The sequence below is a fragment of the uncultured Acinetobacter sp. genome (assembly GCF_947624825.1).
GTDB lineage: Bacteria > Pseudomonadota > Gammaproteobacteria > Pseudomonadales > Moraxellaceae > Acinetobacter.
The window spans coordinates 1-20249 of the sequence record NZ_CANQLZ010000046.1 but is presented as its reverse complement, the minus strand read 5'-3'; the positions used below and the strand labels follow the sequence as shown (position 1 = coordinate 20249).

18 protein-coding genes are annotated in these 20249 nt (G+C 40.0%); 9 read left to right on the top strand and 9 right to left on the bottom strand.

Features of this window, described 5'->3' with window-relative positions:
• The first annotated feature begins 449 nt into the window (after nt 1-449).
• Nucleotides 450-1082 (top strand): DUF6198 family protein, encoded by a 633-nt coding sequence (locus tag Q0017_RS10670; protein WP_298146503.1) that lies wholly within the window; start codon nt 450-452, stop codon nt 1080-1082.
• Nucleotides 1083-1484: 402 nt separating this feature from the next.
• Here the strand turns inward: Q0017_RS10670 and tyrS are convergent, their stop codons facing one another.
• On the bottom strand, nt 1485-2717 hold the full coding sequence (tyrS, locus tag Q0017_RS10665) for a tyrosine--tRNA ligase (protein ID WP_297427348.1): 1233 nt from the start codon (nt 2715-2717) through the stop codon (nt 1485-1487).
• 63 nt (nt 2718-2780) lie between these two features.
• Here tyrS and Q0017_RS10660 point away from each other — a divergent pair, with 63 nt between their 5' ends.
• A complete protein-coding gene (locus Q0017_RS10660) occupies nt 2781-3908 on the top strand; it encodes an anhydro-N-acetylmuramic acid kinase (protein WP_297427340.1) in 1128 nt (375 codons plus the stop codon).
• Between the two features lie 40 nt (nt 3909-3948).
• On the opposite strand, the gene erpA is transcribed toward Q0017_RS10660, so the two are convergent.
• Nucleotides 3949-4284 carry an iron-sulfur cluster insertion protein ErpA gene (erpA, locus tag Q0017_RS10655; RefSeq protein WP_297427337.1) on the bottom strand — a complete coding sequence of 112 codons (336 nt, stop codon included), beginning with the start codon at nt 4282-4284 and terminating at the stop codon, nt 3949-3951.
• Between the two features lie 208 nt (nt 4285-4492).
• On the opposite strand from erpA, the gene Q0017_RS10650 reads away from it, so the two are divergent.
• Nucleotides 4493-6430 carry an ATP-binding cassette domain-containing protein gene (locus Q0017_RS10650; protein ID WP_298146500.1) on the top strand — a complete coding sequence of 646 codons (1938 nt, stop codon included), beginning with the start codon at nt 4493-4495 and terminating at the stop codon, nt 6428-6430.
• Between the two features lie 187 nt (nt 6431-6617).
• On the opposite strand, the gene Q0017_RS10645 is transcribed toward Q0017_RS10650, so the two are convergent.
• From Q0017_RS10645 to dnaA, 5 genes are all read right to left on the bottom strand, one after another.
• Entirely contained in the window at nt 6618-6962 is a 345-nt protein-coding gene (locus Q0017_RS10645; RefSeq protein ID WP_297427331.1) for a hypothetical protein, read from the bottom strand.
• A 106-nt stretch (nt 6963-7068) separates the two neighbouring features.
• The gene (gene gyrB, locus Q0017_RS10640) at nt 7069-9537 is read right to left on the bottom strand and encodes a DNA topoisomerase (ATP-hydrolyzing) subunit B (protein WP_297427330.1); all 2469 of its coding nucleotides are present in this window, start codon (nt 9535-9537) and stop codon (nt 7069-7071) included.
• A gap of 45 nt (nt 9538-9582) precedes the next feature.
• Nucleotides 9583-10665, bottom strand: a complete 1083-nt coding sequence (recF, locus tag Q0017_RS10635) for a DNA replication/repair protein RecF (RefSeq protein ID WP_297427327.1) — start codon at nt 10663-10665, stop codon at nt 9583-9585.
• A gap of 12 nt (nt 10666-10677) precedes the next feature.
• Nucleotides 10678-11826: a DNA polymerase III subunit beta gene (gene dnaN, locus Q0017_RS10630; RefSeq protein WP_297427324.1), complete on the bottom strand. Its 1149-nt coding sequence runs from the start codon at nt 11824-11826 to the stop codon at nt 10678-10680.
• Between the two features lie 97 nt (nt 11827-11923).
• On the bottom strand, nt 11924-13306 hold the full coding sequence (gene dnaA / locus Q0017_RS10625) for a chromosomal replication initiator protein DnaA (protein ID WP_297427321.1): 1383 nt from the start codon (nt 13304-13306) through the stop codon (nt 11924-11926).
• Nucleotides 13307-13956: 650 nt separating this feature from the next.
• On the opposite strand from dnaA, the gene rpmH reads away from it, so the two are divergent.
• The 6 genes from rpmH to Q0017_RS10595 all read left to right on the top strand — a co-directional run bounded on the left by rpmH (nt 13957) and on the right by Q0017_RS10595 (nt 19122).
• Nucleotides 13957-14091, top strand: coding sequence for a 50S ribosomal protein L34 (gene rpmH / locus Q0017_RS10620; protein ID WP_000831329.1), 135 nt, complete (start codon nt 13957-13959; stop codon nt 14089-14091).
• Between the two features lie 29 nt (nt 14092-14120).
• Nucleotides 14121-14513 carry a ribonuclease P protein component gene (gene rnpA / locus Q0017_RS10615; RefSeq protein ID WP_297427345.1) on the top strand — a complete coding sequence of 131 codons (393 nt, stop codon included), beginning with the start codon at nt 14121-14123 and terminating at the stop codon, nt 14511-14513.
• Nucleotides 14514-14522: 9 nt separating this feature from the next.
• Nucleotides 14523-14849, top strand: coding sequence for a membrane protein insertion efficiency factor YidD (gene yidD / locus Q0017_RS10610; RefSeq protein ID WP_297427313.1), 327 nt, complete (start codon nt 14523-14525; stop codon nt 14847-14849).
• Nucleotides 14850-14854: 5 nt separating this feature from the next.
• Nucleotides 14855-16612: a membrane protein insertase YidC gene (gene yidC / locus Q0017_RS10605; RefSeq protein WP_297427310.1), complete on the top strand. Its 1758-nt coding sequence runs from the start codon at nt 14855-14857 to the stop codon at nt 16610-16612.
• Between the two features lie 96 nt (nt 16613-16708).
• A complete protein-coding gene (gene mnmE, locus Q0017_RS10600) occupies nt 16709-18064 on the top strand; it encodes a tRNA uridine-5-carboxymethylaminomethyl(34) synthesis GTPase MnmE (protein ID WP_297427308.1) in 1356 nt (451 codons plus the stop codon).
• A gap of 359 nt (nt 18065-18423) precedes the next feature.
• Nucleotides 18424-19122, top strand: a complete 699-nt coding sequence (locus Q0017_RS10595) for a DsbC family protein (RefSeq protein ID WP_297427306.1) — start codon at nt 18424-18426, stop codon at nt 19120-19122.
• Between the two features lie 47 nt (nt 19123-19169).
• On the opposite strand, the gene Q0017_RS10590 is transcribed toward Q0017_RS10595, so the two are convergent.
• Together Q0017_RS10590 and hpt are read right to left on the bottom strand one after the other, a co-directional pair.
• Nucleotides 19170-19421 (bottom strand): GlsB/YeaQ/YmgE family stress response membrane protein, encoded by a 252-nt coding sequence (locus tag Q0017_RS10590; protein ID WP_297427303.1) that lies wholly within the window; start codon nt 19419-19421, stop codon nt 19170-19172.
• A gap of 184 nt (nt 19422-19605) precedes the next feature.
• Nucleotides 19606-20133, bottom strand: a complete 528-nt coding sequence (gene hpt, locus Q0017_RS10585) for a hypoxanthine phosphoribosyltransferase (protein WP_297427300.1) — start codon at nt 20131-20133, stop codon at nt 19606-19608.
• Nucleotides 20134-20249: the final 116 nt, after the last annotated feature.

The following is a 20249-nucleotide window of genomic DNA, read 5'->3' as shown; positions in this document are numbered from 1 at the left end:
AATCATTTTGCTTCATTGCGTTGGTATGCTCGCCATTATAGGAGCTTTTTTTAGCTTGGCAAGACATATTTAAGTAATTATTTCATGAGTGGACAATTTTTCATCTATCTTTATAAAAAATCTATTTTCCAACCCTTTTGTGGGCTTATTAAGGCCTTTTATTTTACATATGCAGCAAAATTCATGTCATGGGTCAAATCCATACTAGCTTAATTAGGTAAGTTTCTTGGCTTTGACATACTTTTTTAAACATCACCTATATAGCTGTAGTTTAAATCTGTTTTACTACAACACTATATATCCTTAAGCTAACAGCTAAATCAGAGCACTTTTTCATTATAGCTATAAATGATCATTCAATTTAAAGGTGCATTTTTTTAACCTTTCGCGGCATATTCACTCTGTTTAAGCTTGGTTAAACTATATTTTATTTCAACGACTGCTTTGTCATGCCTCAGCAATTTTATTTACGCTTTCCATTGTTATTGATCGGCCTGATGTTAATGGCTTTTGGCGTGGTGCTGTCTATTCGCTCGGATTTAGGCACATCGCCTATTTCATCCCTGCCTTATGTATATAGTTTCATTGTGCCGCTTTCGGTCGGGGTGCTAACCATTGCGATGCATATTGTAATGATTATTGGACAAAAGCTCTTATTGGGAAATAAGTTTACATGGACGCGTTATCTACAACTGCCGATTGGTATAATTTTTGGCCTAGGCATTGATGTATTACTGTGGCTTACACAAAATTGGCAAGCAGATAACTATATACAGCAATTGTTGTACTGTTTAAGTAGCTGCATGATCACTGCAATTGGTGTATGTATGCTGGTTAAAGCCAATTTGGTCTTTTTGGCAGGCGAAGGATTGTATCAAGCCTTTGCATTGCGTTTTAACTGGAACTTTGGCTCATGTAAATCTTATGGTGATATGGTTTTAGTGCTGTTGGCCCTTATAAGTTCATATATTGCATTGCAGTATATTGTTGGGATTCGTGAAGGCACTATAATTTCGGCACTATTGGTTGGTTTTTTGGTTAAACAAATGCTACCGCGCCTAGCATTTATTCAATATAAATAGCGCATAGAGTCGCTGTAAATAACAACCTGTTGCATAGAGCTTTTCTAGACATAAAAAAAGAAAGAGATCTCTCCCAAAATCTCTCTCTCTGAGTTAGATCATCAAATGCGATCCAGTGTGTCTTATTATAATTATTTTCGTTAAATTCTTGCTAAAAGTGAACCGATCTTCCTTGAATAATCGTCCTTATCTATACCCTCTGGACTGTGCTACACAGTCATAAGATGCAATCCATCCTAACGAGATTTTTTTTCAAATGCAAGGTTTTGGAAAAATTAAACCTTGTTTTTATAAGGTTTTTTTTGAATTTACTTATTTAAAATACAAATATAAAACTTTAGTCATAAAAAAAGCAGACCAAAGTCTGCTTTTTTTCAATTACTTAAAACACATCAAATAGGCTTAGTCCACAAAAGTGACTTTCGCAATGGCTTTTTTACTTGATTGAACAATTAAGGTCACATTTTCTTTGACAGCAAAAGAAGCATCTACTTCTTTCCAATCAACTTTGGCTGCACCACGTGCAACTGCATCTTTGGCTTGGGCCGCATTTTTAACCAGACCTGCAGCACGCAAGATTGACGCAATGAACATCTCACCGCCAAATTCTGAGCGTGAAATCGTCACTTCTGGTGTACCTTCTGGTAATTCACCTTCGGTAATGATGTTGCCGGCACCTTTATGCGCATTGGCAGCCGCTTCGCTTCCATGGAAACGTTCTACCAATTCAAGGGCAAGAATCTTCTTCACTTCTTGAGGATTACGCCCTTCAGCCACTTCTTTTAATAGCTGTTGAATTTCATCTAAAGATTTAAAGCTGAGTAGGTCAAAGTAACGTTCAATTAAAGAATCCGGCATTGAAAGCACTTTTTGATACATCGCACCCGGTGTATCAAACACACCAATATAGTTGCCTAAAGATTTAGACATTTTATTGACGCCATCTAAACCTTCAAGGATTGGCACAGTAATACAAACTTGTGCTTCTTGATCATAACGACCTTGCAGCGTACGACCCATAAGCAAGTTAAAGGTTTGATCGGTACCACCAAGCTCTACGTCAGCTTGTAAAGCAACTGAGTCATACCCTTGTACCAATGGATACAAAAATTCGTGAATGGCAATTGGCTGTTGGTTGTTATAACGCTTGGTAAAGTCATCGCGCTCTAACATACGCGCCACAGTTTGCTGTGATGCCAATTGAATTAAATCAGCCGCAGTTTTTTGCGCAAACCATTCTGAGTTAAACACCACTTTGGTTTTGTTTGGATCAAGAATTTTAAACACTTGTTCTTGATAGGTTTTAGCGTTTTCTAATACTTGTTCACGTGACAGTGGTGGACGTGTCGCACTCTTACCGGTCGGATCACCGATCATGGCAGTATAGTCACCAATCAAGAAATATACTTCATGACCTAAATCTTGGAATACTTTTAATTTGTTAATTAAGACCGTATGACCTAAATGTAGGTCTGGTGCTGTCGGGTCAAAACCCGCTTTAATTTTTAATGGACGATTCTGTTTTAATTTCTTCAGAAGGTCTTCTTCAGAAATAATTTCATGGGTGCCTCGTTTGATGAGAGCAAGTTGTTCTTCAGCCGGCAGGAAATTTGACATCACAAAATCCAAATAGATCAGTTATACAATTTGTGCGATATACTAACACTTTTTCAGCATATTGCAGGCTTTAGAATCATCATGACAGCGATCTATATTGGGGTAATGACCGGCACAAGTATGGATGGTGTCGACATTGTTGCTGCTTCTTTTAATCCTCTGCATCTTCATGCCACACTAACCTTGCCATTTGACCCTGATTTACGTGATGAACTGATGGCACTGACTTTACCTGACGACAACGAAATTGATCGTATGGGCAAAGCCGATGTAGCTTTGGCAACCATGATTGGGCATGGCATTAATCAACTGATCCAAGACCACAATTTAGATAAAACAAAAATTAAAGCCATTGGCTCACATGGGCAAACTATTCGTCATCGTCCTGAACATGGTTTTACCTTACAAATTGGCGACCCCAACATCATTACCGAAATCACCCAAATTCCGGTCATATCTGATTTTCGTCGTCGTGATATGGCAGCAGGTGGTCAAGGTGCGCCGCTTGTTCCGGCTTTTCACCAAGATATTTTTCAACATCAATCAATTCATCGGGTGATTTTAAACTTAGGCGGCATTGCTAATGTCAGTATGTTGCCTGCCGGTCAACCTGATCAAGTCTTTGGTTTTGATACCGGACCTGCAAATATTTTGATGGATGCATGGTGCGAGCGTTACACCGGTCAGCCTTATGATGAAAATGGCAATTGGGCCGCTTATGGCACGCCAATTCGCAGTTTGCTCGATCGGCTACAAAGTCATGATTTCTTTTCTAAAGAACCGCCTAAAAGTACAGGACGTGAAGACTTTAATTTAGAGTGGTTGGATGAACAAATTTTAGATTGGCGTAGCGACATTGAATATAACGAATTAGAAGATACACCAGAAAATGTGCAAGCCACCTTAATGAAACTCACCACACGCGCGATTAAAAAAGCCATTTATCGCTCTGATATGGCAACTGGTGAAGTGTATGTCTGTGGTGGTGGCGCATATAACTCACATTTATTAGAGCAATTACGTTGGCGTTTACGTAAACATCAATGGACGGTACAAACCACTGCCGATTTAGGTTTAAGCCCAACGTGGGTAGAAGCCACAGCTTTTGCTTGGCTGGCTATGCGCTTTGTTAATCAACTCAGTGGCAATTTGCCTGCGGTCACAGGTGCTACAGGTTATCGCGTACTTGGTACCATGACGTGTATCTAAATAAAAAAGCCCCAAATTTGGGGCTTTTTTTACGGCAACTTTACATAGAGAAAGAAGAGCCACAACCACAAGTGGTGGTTGCATTTGGATTTTGCACCACAAAGCGTGAACCTTCTAAACCTTCAATATAATCCACCACAGAGCCTACTAGATATTGGTAGCTGAGTGAGTCGACCAACATTTTTACATCGCCATTTACAAATTCTGCATCATCTTCATTTTGGCTTTCTGCAAAGTTAAAACCGTAAGAGAAACCTGAACAACCACCACCTGTTACATAAACGCGTAACATTAAATCTTGGTTGCCTTCGCTCTCACGCAATTGGCGTACTTTGTTCGCAGCACTATCCGTCAGCTCAAGCGCTTGATCAGTCATGGGGAGATTCCTCTATTGAATTGGGTGGTCTTATGCGGCTAAGACAATATATGCAGTATAGCATAATCAATATATGGGGCACTTTTGAAGATTAAAAGGCAGCAAAATGCCAAGTTTATTTTTTACTCAAGATAAAAGTCACTCAGGTTTTGGCTTTTTTCTAAATTCCATTAGAATGAGGCCTATTTTTTCTTTGTTCGATAATTTCATGATTCAGTTAGAGCAACTTTCTTTACGTCGCGGCGGACGTGTTCTTTTTCAAAAAGCGTCTATGCAATTGCATCCCGGTTGGAAAATTGGTTTAACAGGGGTCAATGGTGCTGGTAAATCCACTTTGTTCTCAGCGCTCTTAGGGGGCATGGAATCTGACAGTGGTAGCTTAACGCGCCCTGCGGTATGGACTGTGGCCCATATGGCACAAGAAATTAAATCCTTGGATATGAAGGCTATTGATTTTGTTTTATCGGGCGATGAAGAATATTGGAATATTCAACATCAACTGGCCCATCCTGATACGCTCAATGATTCTGAACTTGCTCATTTATATGGACGTTTTGATGAAATTGACGGCTATTCAGCAGCAGCTAAAGCTTCACAACTGATGGCAGGTTTAGGATTTTTTGAACATCAATCTGAATTGAATGTATCAAGCTTCTCGGGTGGTTGGCGTATGCGCTTAAACTTAGCGCGTACTCTAATGAGCCGTTCAGACTTATTGTTACTGGATGAACCAACCAACCATTTAGATTTAGATGCAATTTTATGGCTTGAAGATTGGCTTAAAGCTTATGAAGGCACTTTAGTTTTAATCTCGCATGACCGCGATTTCTTAGATGCGATCACCGACCATATTTTACATATTGAAAATCAAGAATTAATTTTATACACCGGCAACTATTCAACTTTTGAGCGTACTCGTAGCGAACGCTTAGCACAGCAACAACAAGCTTATGAAAAGCAATTAGAAACCCGCGCACATTTACAAAAATACATTGACCGTTTTAAAGCCCAAGCCACCAAAGCCAAACAAGCACAAAGTCGTATTAAACAGTTAGAACGTATGCAAGAGCTTTCGGCGGCGCATGTTGATACGCCATTTACCTTTAGCTTCCGTGAACCGACCAAAATGAGTTCACCACTGCTTGAGCTTGAAAATGCTGATATTGGTTATGGCGACAAACTCATTGTCACCAATGTCAATCTGCAAATTACCCCCAACAGCCGTATTGGTTTATTGGGCATGAATGGTGCAGGTAAATCGACCTTAATTAAAGCTTTAGTTGGTGATTTAGCCTTAATGCAAGGTCATCGTAAGGATTCAGAATTACTTAATATTGGTTATTTTGCTCAGCATCAAATGGATGCATTAGATGGCAATGCCAGCCCAATGTTACAGTTAGCCCGTATCGCAGATAAAAAAATCAGTGAAGCCACTTTACGAGCTTTCTTGGGTAGCTTTGGCTTTAGTGGCGAACGCATGGATACCCCGTCTGAGAGTTTCTCTGGTGGTGAACGTGCACGTTTAGCATTAGCTTTAATTGTATGGAAGCGTCCAAACGTTTTGATTCTAGATGAGCCAACCAACCATTTAGACTTAGATATGCGTCATGCCCTGACTATGGCGCTGCAAGATTTTGAAGGTGCAGTGGTGTTGGTATCGCATGAACGTCAATTGGTGGCCAGCGTTTGTGATGAATTAATTTTAGTACATGGCGGTCGTAGTCGCGAATTTGATGGTGACTTAGTCGCTTATGCTGATTGGTTGCGTCAAGCCCGCATTGACATGATTAAAAATGGGCAAAAGCCAGCAGCACCTGTGCAATCAGATGTGCAAATTAAACCTAGCATCTCGAAACTCGATAAAGAAGCTCAGCGTAAAGAAACTGCGCGTCGCCGTGAATTGGGGCGTCCAATTCGTAAAAATATCGAGAAAAATGAAGCACAAATTGCCAAATTACAGCCACGTTTAGCCGAAATTGAAGCTTTATTGGGTGATACCGCACTCTATGAAACAAGCCGTAAAGATGAATTGCTTAAACTCATGAATGAGCAAACAGAACTTAAAGCCAAAGTTGAACAGGCTGAAGAGCTGATGTTAGAACTCATGATGGAACTTGAAGAACTCGAAGCCTCTTTTGAAGATTAAATACTCGGTTTAAGTTATGCACACTTGCCAAAAAGTTATCCACAGTTTGTGTGCATAAACCCCAAGTTATCCGCAGTAAAAAGCACCTTTGGGTGCTTTTTATTTTGAAGCGACTTTTTTATTTAAGGTGGATAACTCAAAACTTATCCACAGTTTTTAGCTTAACAATGCCAGTTATCAACATCCATTATTTTAAAAAGCGTAATTCAGTAATTTTCCATTCGGTTGTATACACCCAAGTTTCTTGAATCTTTTGTTGATTACTCAGTTCGACTTGTACTTGGCATTTTTGTAAATTTTCATCAAAATCAAATAGTTCTGCTTCTACATCTAGTTTTTGTGGCTTCCACACACCATTTTGCACCGCATGTTCAATTTGCGTATAACGCGTATAGTGACTTTCAACTCGACCTTCTTGCTCGTAAATTACTTTAAAGTCTTGGTCTTCGTATTGGGCTAAAGCGGCATAATCGCCATTAAAAAATGCCTCTACCCAATGATCACGGATACTTTCTAAAGTAGTGATAGCCATATTATTTTCCTCAATTTTAATCAAATTTTTAGTTTATTTTGATAGCAACATAGCATAAAAAAAGCGCCTCGAAAGGCGCTTTTTAAAATTTTATGCTTAGACTTAATTAAGCATCAATATCAGCATTTAAGGCATTTTCTTCAATAAAGGCACGACGTGGTTCTACATCATCGCCCATTAAACATGAGAACATACGATCGGCTTCAATCGCATCATCAATCGTTACTTGTAACATGTTACGGTTTTCAGGATCCATAGTGGTTTCCCAAAGTTGTTCCGCGTTCATCTCACCTAAACCTTTGTAGCGCTGAATCATCATACCGCGACGCGAGTCTTGTAAAATTTGCTGCCATACTTGATGGAAAGTTGATACTTGAATCTTACGCTCACCTTTTTGTAAGTAAGCACCCTCTTCAAGTAAGCTAAACCAACTTTTCGAGTTCTTTAACAAACGTGCATATTCAGCTGAAGCCAACAAATTCGCTTCAAGTAAATAGGCATGTGGCAAGTTATGAACATACACTGTAAGGCGTGGATAATACGCAATCACGGTATTGCCCGCAGCATCTTGCTTTTCAAAGCTCTCTAAAGACAATTCAGGACGTAAGTTTTCTTGCTGTGCTGCAATCGCTTGACGTAACTGTTCACCCCACGTTTCTACGTAGTTTTTATCGGTCACTTGATCCAGTTTAAAGGCTTCAAGACCTAATAAACCATCAAGTAAAGTTGCAGGATAACGCTGTGTTAAACGCTGAATGCTCTTTTGCGAAGTTTGATAATCCGCAATCACATTAGCTAATGCTTCACCACGAATGGCAGGGGCTTCAGCGCTAATATGTAAAGCAAGCTCATCAATGGCATTTGAAATTAGGTAAGTTTCCAGTGCATCGTTATCTTTGATGTACTGTTCTTGCTTGCCTTTTTTGAGTTTATAGAGCGGTGGCTGTGCAATATAAATATGACCACGCTCGACCAATTCCGGCATTTGACGGAAGAAGAATGTCAACAATAGCGTACGAATATGCGAACCATCCACATCAGCATCAGTCATGATGATGATTTTGTGATAACGCAATTTGTCTGGATTATATTCTTCACGACCAATACCACAACCTAAAGCGGTAATTAAGGTACCCACTTCAGCTGATGAAATCATACGGTCAAAACGCGCACGCTCTACGTTTAAGATTTTACCTTTCAGTGGCAGAATCGCTTGCATTTTACGGTTACGACCTTGTTTCGCCGAACCACCTGCTGAGTCACCCTCGACAAGATATAGTTCAGACAAAGCTGGATCTTTCTCTTGGCAATCGGCCAATTTACCCGGCAAACCTGCAATATCAAGCGCACTCTTACGACGTGTCATTTCACGGGCTTTACGCGCCGCATCACGGGCACGCGCAGCATCAATTATTTTACCTGCAATGGCTTTAGCTGCTTGCGGATTTTCTAATAAGTATTCAGAGAATGACTTATTCATCGCCTGCTCAACAGCAGTTTTCACTTCACTTGACACCAATTTTTCTTTGGTTTGCGAAGAGAATTTTGGATCTGGCACTTTAACAGAAACAATTGCAGTTAAGCCTTCACGCGCATCGTCGCCTGAAACTACAACTTTTTCTTTTTTCAGAATATTTTCGCTATCCATATAGCTGTTTAAACCGCGCGTTAAGGCAGCACGGAAACCGGCTAAATGGGTTCCACCATCTTTTTGTGGAATATTGTTGGTAAAGCAGCGTACATTTTCTTGATAAGAATCATTCCATTGCAAAGCAACTTCAACGCCAATGCCATTTTCTGCTTGCACGGTAAAGTGAAAAATGTCATTTAGATGGGTTTTACCTTGGTTAATATATTTAACAAACTCAGATAAACCACCTTCGAAATCAAATACATGCTCTACGTTAATACGTTCATCACGTAGCACAATACGAACACCTGCGTTTAAAAACGAAAGTTCACGTAAACGACGCGCTAAAATATCAACGTTAAAGATGGTTTGACTAAATGTTTCCGCACTTGGATAGAAACGAACCGTGGTACCAGAGCTGTCAGTTGTACCTGTTTCACGTAATTTGTAAACAGGATCACCGTGACGATATTCTTGCTCGTAGCTTTTGCCTGCACGGCTAATATTTAACAGCAGTTTTTCTGACAGTGCGTTTACAACAGACACACCTACACCGTGTAAACCACCCGATACTTTATAGCTATTGTCATCAAACTTACCGCCTGCATGCAAGATGGTTAAAATTACCTCTGCTGCAGATACCCCTTCTTCAGGGTGAATATCGGTTGGAATACCACGACCATTATCGGAAACAGAAACCGATTCATCTTCGTGAATGGTCACTAAAATTTCATCACAATGACCAGCTAAAGCCTCATCAATCGAGTTGTCAACAACTTCAAAGACCATGTGGTGTAAGCCGGTGCCATCGTCAGTATCACCAATATACATGCCGGGACGTTTACGAACCGCGTCGAGGCCACGTAATACCTTGATACTAGAGGAATCATAAGCCTTTTCAATGGTTTGTTCTGTAGTAGAGACAGATTGATCTTCTGAACTCATGGTTTCTCCCTAGTGAAAAAATAGGTCTATCCCAAGATGGGTAAATCATTGTGTGACAAGGCGAACCTCACCGTTTTCAACATTGAATAATTGATAAGAAATAGACAAATCATGTAAGTGAGTTTGCACTGCTTCATGGTCTAAAGTGGTAATAAAAACTTGACTACCAAGTTGGCTTAAACGCCCAATTAAACGTTGTTGTGCGGTTAAATCTAATTCTGCCGTCAGATCATCTAATAATACCACAGTTTCCTTATTACACCCATGCAGCATTGCAATCTGTGACAGTTTTAAGGCAATGATCAAGAGCTTTTTTTGCCCACGTGACAACACCACATCAGCATCGCCAATTGGCGTTCTTAAACGCAGATCAGCACGATGCGGGCCATATTCGGTATAGCGCCGATCAAGGTCTTTTTGATGATGCTGGGTTAAATCATGCAATAAACCGAGCTCAGTATGAAAGCCTGCTTGGTAATCGAGTTTGATCTCGACATTCGGCAATAAATATGCCAAATCTTGAGCCAAATACTGCTGCCATTGTTCCACAATACTTAAACGCTGTAGATGTAACATTTCACCATAACGACTCAGTATTTCATTCCACGGCTCTAAGTCTTGCAAACTTAAGTTACGCTGATTTTTAAGTAGACTATTACGTTGTTTTAAGGCACGTGAATAAAATTGCCATGTTTGATAAAAATCAGGTTCCACGTGAAACATCAGCCAATCGAGTAATTGACGACGTGGTTTAGCACCATGATCAATAATATCCGTGCTTAATGGATCAATCATTTGCAATGGCAGTAAACGTGCTAGCTGACCTTGTGTGGCAATATGATCACCATTGAGTTTAATGATCTGTTCACCCGAAATCAGCTTTTGCATCCCAATTTTATCGCTTACCGATTGCGCAAAAACAATCGCATCTTGGGCATGCTGCTGAATGTAATGTTTGGGGATATGTGTTCGAAATGAGCGACCTGTAGCCAGCAAATGGATCGCTTCAAGTATAGAGGTTTTACCCGAACCATTGACCCCATAAAAGACGTTAAACGGCTGCAACTCTTGGAGCGCAACCGTTTTTAAATTTCGAACACGTTGAATATTTAAATGCGTGATCTGCATAAATCTAAACGCTTAAACACGCATTGGCATGACCACATAGGTCTGATCAGGATGCATCGCATCTTGTACCAATACCGAATGATTGGCTTCTGTCATGGTCATGGATACATCTTCACCATCGAGGACATTAAGTACTTCAAGTAAGTATTGCGAGTTAAACGACATTTCCAATTCATCGCTAGTGTACTGAATTGCAAGCTCTTCGGTTGCTTCATCTTGCTCAGGGTTATTGGCACGCAATTGCAACGCATCTTGCTTAAAGATTAAGAACACACCACGCAATTTTTCATTACTTAAAATCGAAACACGTTGCAATGATTGTTTAAATACATCATGACCAATCACAACTGTTTTATTGCCACCACGTGGAATCACACGACGGTAATCAGGGAACTTTCCATCAATGAGTTTGGTTGTGAAACGCACGGTAATATCTGGTTGTTCTTTGTCACGGCTTGGCGTGCTAATGGTAATATTAAGTAATTCACGACCAATCAACAAAGACAGTTGTTCATCTTCAAGACTGAGTAAACGCTGCAACTCAGCAACTGCCTTACGTGGCACAATCGCTTGCATCGGCTGTGTAGCATTCGATGAAGCGACTGTTTCACACAAGGCTAAACGATGACCATCTGTGGTCACCGCACGCAATTGATTCTCTTCAACTTCAAGCAAGGTACCTGTTAGGTAAAAACGTACATCTTGCACTGCCATCGCGAAAGCAGTCTTTTCAAACAAACGTTTTAATTCACGTTGTGTCACGGTCACTTGCGTGCCTTGCGTACTTTCTGTAGTTAATAGCGGATAATCTTCAGCAGGCAATGTGCCTAACACAAAGCGACTACGCCCTGAGGTTAAAACACAACGCTGATCTTCAGCGACATGTAAATCAACAAAAGCACCATTCGGTAGAGATTTACAAATATCAACCAATTTACGTGCCGGTACAGTCGTTTCACCCGCTTGTAAGCATGCACCTTCAGCTAAGACTGTACTTGCTACCAACTCAACTTCTAAATCAGAGCCTGTGACCGTTAACGCATGCTGCGTCACCTGCACTTTAACGTTAGATAGAATATTCAGAGTATGGCGACGTTCTACCGCGCCCACAACGTGAGAGAGAACATTCAATAAGCTTTCTTTCGCGATTTTTAAACGCACAATACATTCCTCTAACAACTGAAGATGAAATTTTTCGATGAGTAATATGAGGTAGAACTTACGTGATTGCAAGGTCTAGCAATTGAATAAAACTTAATCAGCTTTGTAACAAGCGCTGTAGGTTTTTATAGTCCTCATTAAACATAGGGTCTTCTTGGCGTAAGCTTTGCACTTTTTCACAGGCATGCATGACCGTACTATGATCACGCCCACCAAAAGCCATACCAATTTCAGGAAAGCTGTCGCCAGTAAGTTCACGTGATAAACCCATAGCCAATTGACGCGGACGCGCATAAATACGGGTACGTTTAGGTCCAACCAATTCTTTAAGTGGAATACGGAAGTACTCACTTACTACACGCTGAATGTTTTCAGTACTAATGGTACGTGCACGAATCGCAAGTACATCTTTGAGTGATTCACGCACCACATCTAGGTCAATAGACGTGCCTTTAAAGCGTGAAATTGCCACAACTTTATTTAAAGCACCTTCGAGTTCACGAACATTAGCGACCACTTGTTGTGCAATAAATAAAGCACAATTACGCGGTAATTCTACACCCGTGCTTTCTGCTTTTTTCAGTAAAATTTCGATCCGTGTTTCAATATCAGGGGGCTCAACACCAACCGATAATCCCCAAGAAAAACGTGAAACCAAACGTGGATCAAGTTCAGTCAACTCTTTTGGATAGCGATCTGAAGTTAAAATGATCTGTTTTGATTCATCAAGTAATGCGTTAAAAGTGTAAAAAAATTCAACTAAACTCGCTTCTTTACCAGCAAGTAAATGAATATCATCGACAAGTAATAAATCCAGTGAACGGCAATTTTTCTTAAATTCTTCGACCTTACCCTTTTGCAATGATGTGACAAAATCTTGCACAAAGCTCTCAGCAGTCATATACATCACACGTGCATTTGGTTTCGCTTGCAACAATGCATTGCCTACCGCTTGCATGAGGTGAGTTTTACCTAAGCCAGTTGGACCATACAAAAATAACGGATTGTGTTGCGGCTCACCTAATTGCGTTAAAACCTTACGACACGTTTCAGCAGCCATTTGATTAGAACGACCTTCCACAAACAGTGAAAAAGTGAATAAGGGATTTAAAAGACGCTTACGATTTGCTTTAGCTGCTTCATCTTTGTCTTTTTTAGCTTTGGTCGGTGTAGATACAGGAGTAGGATTTTGTAAAGCTGCTGTGCTCGTTGCAGGCTGTTCACTAGGCGCTAAAATTGCACCAGGACGCGAATCAACTAAAATTTCAACTTTACGCACACGCCCTTCAGAAAGCTGTTCTGCCAAAATTGAGATCAATTCAAGATGATGTTCTTGAATATAACGCGTCCAATAAGGATTAGGCGCATATAGGCGTAAACAGTCTTGAGCCTCTTCTGCAACTAATGGGCGAATCCACATCGTAAAGACATTTCCAGATAGCTCTTGGCGCAAGCGATCTAAACAGTCTGTCCAAAGCATGTGAAACCCCTATATATCCATTAACAGATGAAAACTGACCGCCCCAAACCTAAGCGGGTCGCCATTCTAACCAAGTTATCCACATCTGTCATGACTAATGACATTAATTTGCTAAAAAAAGCTCAATTTTAAATTTAAACCACCATGTGGATAAGTTTACCCGAAAGTTGTGGATAAAATATATCAAAAACTTATCCCCAAAGTATTCAATTAATATAAACATAGTTATTCACAACTTAACTAAATGTTTTTTATTAAAAAAAGTCACTTATCCATAGAAATTAGGCTTCCTAATAATAATAATATTAAATTTATAAATTTAAATTTATTTATAAGCACAATGTTTTTTGTGGATAAGTCTTAAAATGGAATAAATTTAAAATCAAAAATATAAGCTATTAACAAACTATGTATAAACTTGTGGATAAGTATGTTAATATCGTTGTTGATATTTAATTTATCCATTAATATCAAATATATAGAATAATAAAAACTGTACATTCTTAATTTTCTATATAGGACAATCATTTTAATGTTTAAGAAAATATTACAATCTAATTTGATAACATTTGCCCTTTTTCATTGACAGCTCAAGCAATGAGCACTAAAATCGCGGACCTTTATAGAAAGATCATTTTTGGAGTTTCGATATGAAACGTACATTTCAACCATCTGAATTAAAGCGCAAGCGCGTTCATGGTTTCCGTGCTCGTATGGCTACTAAAGCTGGTCGTCAAGTATTAGCTCGCCGTCGTGCAAAAGGTCGTCATAGCTTAACTGTTTAATCAGTTAACGCTTGACGGTTTTGGGTGTGATGACAACACTTTGCGGCTATAGCACAGAGGTTCGTTTACGCTGTGCTGCCGATTACAAAGGTGTGTTTGATGGTGCGCTTTTTAAAGTGCATCAGCCCCATTTCTTATTTCTAGCAAAACATTCCGAACTGCCAAATAGCCGTTTGGGTTTAGTTGTTGCTAAAAAGAAAGTGCGTCGCGCACACGAAAGAAATAGAGTAAAACGACTTGCTCGCGAAAGCTTTCGCTTGCACCAACATCAATTAGGTTTATTAGATATTGTCGTCATGCCCAAAATGGGAATTGAAGCTATACCTAATGCCGAATTGTACCAGCAACTACAATTTGCTTGGCAGAAGTTACAACGCCTTGCCAAAAAGCATTCTAAAATAGCTCCCTCTCCACAAAAGTAGAGATGGCCAATGGTACGTCTACTGCATTGGTTCATTCGTTTCTATCAGATTGCGATTAGTCCTTTACTTGGACCTCGTTGTCGTTATATTCCAACTTGTTCTCAATATGCTTTAGAAGCAGTCCAGACACATGGTGCTGTCGGTGGTGTGTGGTTGTCTACAAAACGTATTTGCCGGTGCCATCCTTGGGGAGGATCGGGTTATGATCCTGTTCCATTTAAAGCAATTCGTTTTATTTCCTTTCAGCAAATAGATTCTGATTCTCAAAAGCGTCTTGTTGCTGTACCCTTTCGTGATCGTTTATTGAACCAAAAACACTCTAACCACTTGGGGTAATAGATATGCAACAATGGGCCAGGATTGCAATTCTCGGTGCCATGTTTGTTGTCGCATATTTGCTCATTTTGGCGTGGCAAAAAGATTACGGTAATGTCGAGAACCAACCGCAGCAACAAGCTGCCGTGGTATCACAGGATGTATCTGCAGATTTGCCAAATGCTCAGACGGCTGTTGCCGCATCTGATCTGCCACAAGCAAATGTCACAGCACAACAGGCAACGGACACTACAGCACCTGTAAGTCAACAGCTTATTTCAGTACAAACTGACCTTTATCATCTTTGGATTAGTCCAAAAGGTGGTGATATTGTTCGTGTTGAATTACTCAATCATGACAAAAATAAAGATAGCGATGAACCATTCGTTATGCTTGAAAGTGACGCGAAACGCACGTATGTCGCGCAGTCTGGTTTAGTTGGTCTAAATGGCCCAGACTCAAGCCGTAATGGTCGTCCTAATTATGAAGTTGAGAAAACGTCATATAGTTTAGCCGATGCTAAAGCTGTACCAAGCAAAGATGGTCAATCAGCAAAAACGCTGAGCGTACCTATGGTATATAAAACAGCGGATGGCGTTGAAATTATTAAAACCTTTACCTTTACTGAAGGTAAATACCCAATTGTTGTTAATCACAAAGTGGTTAACCGCAGCAGCCAAACTTGGCAGGGTCAAATGTTTGGTCAAATCAAACGTGATAACTCTGAAGACCCAGGTCAATCTGATCAAGGCATTTTCACTTTAGGAACTTTCCTAGGTGGTGCATGGGGTACACCGGATGAACACTACAACAAATTAAAGTTTGATAACTTTAATGAAGAAAAAGTAAGTGTTGATGCCACAGGTGGTTGGGTTGCGATGGTGCAACACTACTTCGTGAGTGCTTGGGTACCAGGCGAAATTAAGTTGACCCAAAATGGCGGTCAAGCTTATGCAGCCAAACTAGAATCACGCAAATCAGCTGATGATATGAATATCATTGGTTTTACTTCACCTGCGATCAATGTACCAGCAGGTACAGTAGCTGAAGTGGATGCCACATTCTATTCAGGTCCAAAAATTCAATCTGAGTTGAAAGATTTAGCAACAGGTTTAAATCAAACTGTGGATTACGGTTGGTTATGGCCAATTGCGAAACTTTTATTCTTAGGTCTTGAGTTTTTCCATGGTTTGATCGGCAACTGGGGTTGGGCGATTATTCTACTTACCGTATTGGTTAAACTAATTCTTTGGCCATTATCGTCGAAGAGCTACCGCTCGATGGCGAAAATGCGTGTGATTGCACCTGAAATGCAACGCATGAAAGAAGAGTTCGGTGAAGACCGTATGCGTTTTTCGCAAGAAATGATGGCGTTGTACAAGCGTGAGCAAGTGAATCCACTTTCAGGTTGCTTACCATTGTTACTGCAAATGCCAATTTTCCTTGCTTTATATTGGGTATTGATGGAGTCAGTTGAACTTCGTCATGCACCATGGATGTTCTGGATTCAAGATTTATCTGCAATGGATCCATGGTTTATCCTGCCCTTATTGATGGGCTTAACCATGTTTATCCAACAGTCGTTGAATCCACAACCGACTGATCCAATGCAAGCTAAAGTATTTAAAATCATGCCAGTTATCTTTACAGTATTCTTACTGTTCTTCCCTGCAGGTTTAGTACTTTACTGGATCGTCAACAACTTGATCACCATCTTACAGCAAGGCTTAATTAACAAAGCTGTGGCTAAAGAACGTGAACAACGTGAAGGCTCAAGTCAGTAATACAACACGACTGACTAGCTGAATTAATCCGCTTAAGATGGTAATCTTAGGCGGATTTTTATTTGTGCTGTTATCCAAAATTTTTAGGTGAATGTTATGCAAAACCAAACCACGATTGCTGCGATTGCCACACCACCGGGGCGTGGTGGTGTTGGGGTCATTCGCCTATCTGGGCCAAAAGCGTATGCTATTGCTGAGAGCTTGACTCAACAGCCACTTGCAGGCGCACGTTATGCAGCATTTCGCAAGTTCTATGATGCCGTTGGTGAGGTCATGGATGAAGGCTTAGCCATTTGCTTCCCTAATCCACATTCATTTACTGGTGAAGATGTGGTTGAGCTACAAGGTCATGGTGGCCCTGTGATTCAAAATGCCCTTTTGGCGCGTTTATTTGAATTGGGTGCCATTGCTGCCAAAGCCGGCGAGTTTTCGATGCGTGCTTTTGAAAATGGTAAGCTCGATTTAGTTCAAGCAGAAGCGATTGCCGACTTAATTGATGCCACCTCACAAGCGGCAGCACGCTCAGCGGTACGTTCATTGCAAGGTGCATTTTCAAGCAAAGTGAATCGTGTTTTAGAGCAACTGATTCACCTACGTTTACATGTTGAAGCAGCAATTGACTTCCCTGAAGAAGAAATTGATTTTTTAGCCGATGGTAAAATTTTAAGTTTGCTAGATGGTGTAGCGATTGCTGTCACTGAAGTACAGCAATCAGCGCGTCAAGGTCAGTTACTACGTGAGGGCTTACAAGTGGTGATTGCAGGTAAGCCCAATGCGGGTAAATCATCATTACTCAATGCTTTGGCAGGGATTGAACGTGCCATTGTGACTGATATTGCTGGTACGACACGTGATGTATTACACGAAAAAATCACGCTTAATGGTTTACCAATTACCCTAACCGACACGGCAGGTTTACGTGAAACTGGTGATATTGTAGAAAGAGAAGGTATTCGCCGTGCCATCAAAGAAATTGAAAATGCTGATTTATTATTATTGGTGTATGACTTAAGCCAAGGTGACGATCCGCTACAATTGGCACAAGAGTATTTTGCCGAGCATCTTGAACCAAAGCGTTTAATGTTAATTGCCAATAAGTGCGATTTAACAGATGCGATGCCTCACTTAGGTGATTATCAAGGTTTCCGTCATATTACGGTATCAGCTAAGCAAGAGATGGGTGTACAGGCGCTTATTGATGCAGTGACAGCACATGCAGGCTTCCAACCTGAGGAAGATACCTTTATTGCGCGTACCCGCCATCTAGACGCAATGAAGCGCACACAGCACTATCTTGCAGAAGCTCGTGAACAATTAGTTGTGTATAACGCAGGTGAATTAGTTGCAGAATCGCTCCGCTTAGCACAAAATGCTTTGGGTGAAATTACCGGTGACTTTAGCGCTGATGATCTATTGGGCAAGATCTTTGGCTCTTTTTGTATTGGTAAATAGACATAATCAGTTAAAAAGCCCTTATGTTGAGGGCTTTTTCATAGGTCTTGCTTGCATAAAAACTAAAATGAATCTTAAACATCAGTCATTCACTAGTGCTTGTGTAAAAGTCTCATAAGGTTGTTGATAAGTCATGTTTTATCCACAGGGTGAATTATATAAAAAGCCAACATATCTAAAAAATTAATTAAGTTGTTGTTTTTAAAGAAAAATATTAAATCTGGTTTGTTTTTTTATGTTCCACGTGAAACTTTATGGTTGTTGTATTTGAGTAAAAAAATTCACTCACAAATTAGAATCAGACAAGAACAGCGTAGAATATTGACCTAGATAACATCTCAATTTTGAGTACTTTACAGATGCAAAAAACAATATGGGTTGCAATCTTGCTCTCTTTGAGCAGTCTGGGTTGGGCAGATATCAATACAGCACAGCAAAATCTTGCAAAAAACTATCCAAATTTAGAGATTAATAATATTGCAAGCACCGAGATGCGTGGTATTTATAGTGCTGAACTTGACGGACAAGTGGTGTATTTAAATGAGGATGCCCAGCATTTGATTGCTGGCAATATGCTGCGTTTAAGTGATCAAAAAAGCTTAACACAAGAATTGATTGTGAAAAAAAACACGATTGATTGGAAAAAACTCCCGCTTAAGAATGCCATTAAATCAGTACGAGGTAATGGTAAACGCCAATTGGCGATCTTTTCTGACCCAAATTGTCCATATTGTAAACAGCTTGAAGTAGAATTAAAAAAACTCAATGATGTCACGATTTACACATTTATTTTACCGCTTAAATCACAATCTGTTGCCGCATCTAAGCAAGTGTATTGTGAACAAGACCCTGCATATGCTTGGCAACAACTGATTGAAAAAGGCATTGAGCCTAAAACTAAGAAAAGCTGTACTAACCCTGTGAACGCTAATTTAGCGTTGGCTAAAGAGTTAGGAATTGCAGGAACACCAGCTATTATTTTTAGCAATGGTTACCGTGTATTAGGGGCTTATCCTGCCAATGAAATGGAAGCAATTTGGCGTGAATTAGGTTTATAAGTTGTATAGCGTTAAAAAAGCCCTGCGTATACAGGGCTTTTTTGTTTTTAAGCTTTTTTGCTGAGTATATTGTAAATAAACAAGATAATAATTGCACCAATGATAGAGGCAATAAAGCCAGCTGCTGAATTTTCACCATAAAGACCGAGTAACCGACCGCCATAAGTAGCTAATAAAGAACCTGCGATCCCAAGAACCGTGGTCATGACAAAACCTGCTTTATCATTCCCGGGATGGAGAGCACGCGCAATCAAACCTGCAATAAAACCAATGACAATCGCAACAATAAGTGACCACATAGCTTATCTCCTCTTCAATGAAGGGTTGTCGTAATGTGTTATGAATCTATCATTATGGATTCAACTCTTTGACTAAAGCGCAGTTTAGCTAAAAAATGTTGCTTTTTTGTGCAGCATGGGGCTTTAAAAAAATAAAAAAAGTGGCCTTCGGCCACTTTTCAATAGGTTTAGTTTTAATACAAACTTATAAACCAATTTCACCAATAAATGGGATATGACGGTATTTTTGGTCGTAGTCTAAACCATAACCGACAATAAATTTATCTTCCACTTCAAAACCTAAGAAACGTACATCAAGCTCGATTTCACGGCGCGAAGGTTTGCTCACTAAAGTACATAACTCAATTGAGTTTGGCTCACGAGTTTGTAAAATTTCTAATACTTTGCTTAAGGTATTGCCTGAATCAATAATATCTTCAATTACTAATACATCTTTGCCGCGGATTTCGCCGTCTAAATCTTTTAAGATTTTTACATCACGGCTTGATACTGTACCACCGCCGTAGCTCGACACAGTCATAAAATCAAGTTCGTGTGGCTTAGTAATAGTACGGCACAAGTCCGCCATAAAAATCACTGAACCACGTAATAAACCAATTAAAACCAATTCTTTGTCACTATTGGCATAGTGAGCATTAATTTGTGCGCCAAGTTCTTGAACTTTCGCTTGGATTTCTTCGGCCGAAATCATAACATTCATTTCAACAGACATGGGTAGATACCTAAAAAAGTATAAAAAATAAAAAAGGTGTTGACCTGCAACACCCCAAAACATGTACTAATTTTAAAACATCTTACGCGTTGTTGCATCCGTTTTAGTGTTGAAAA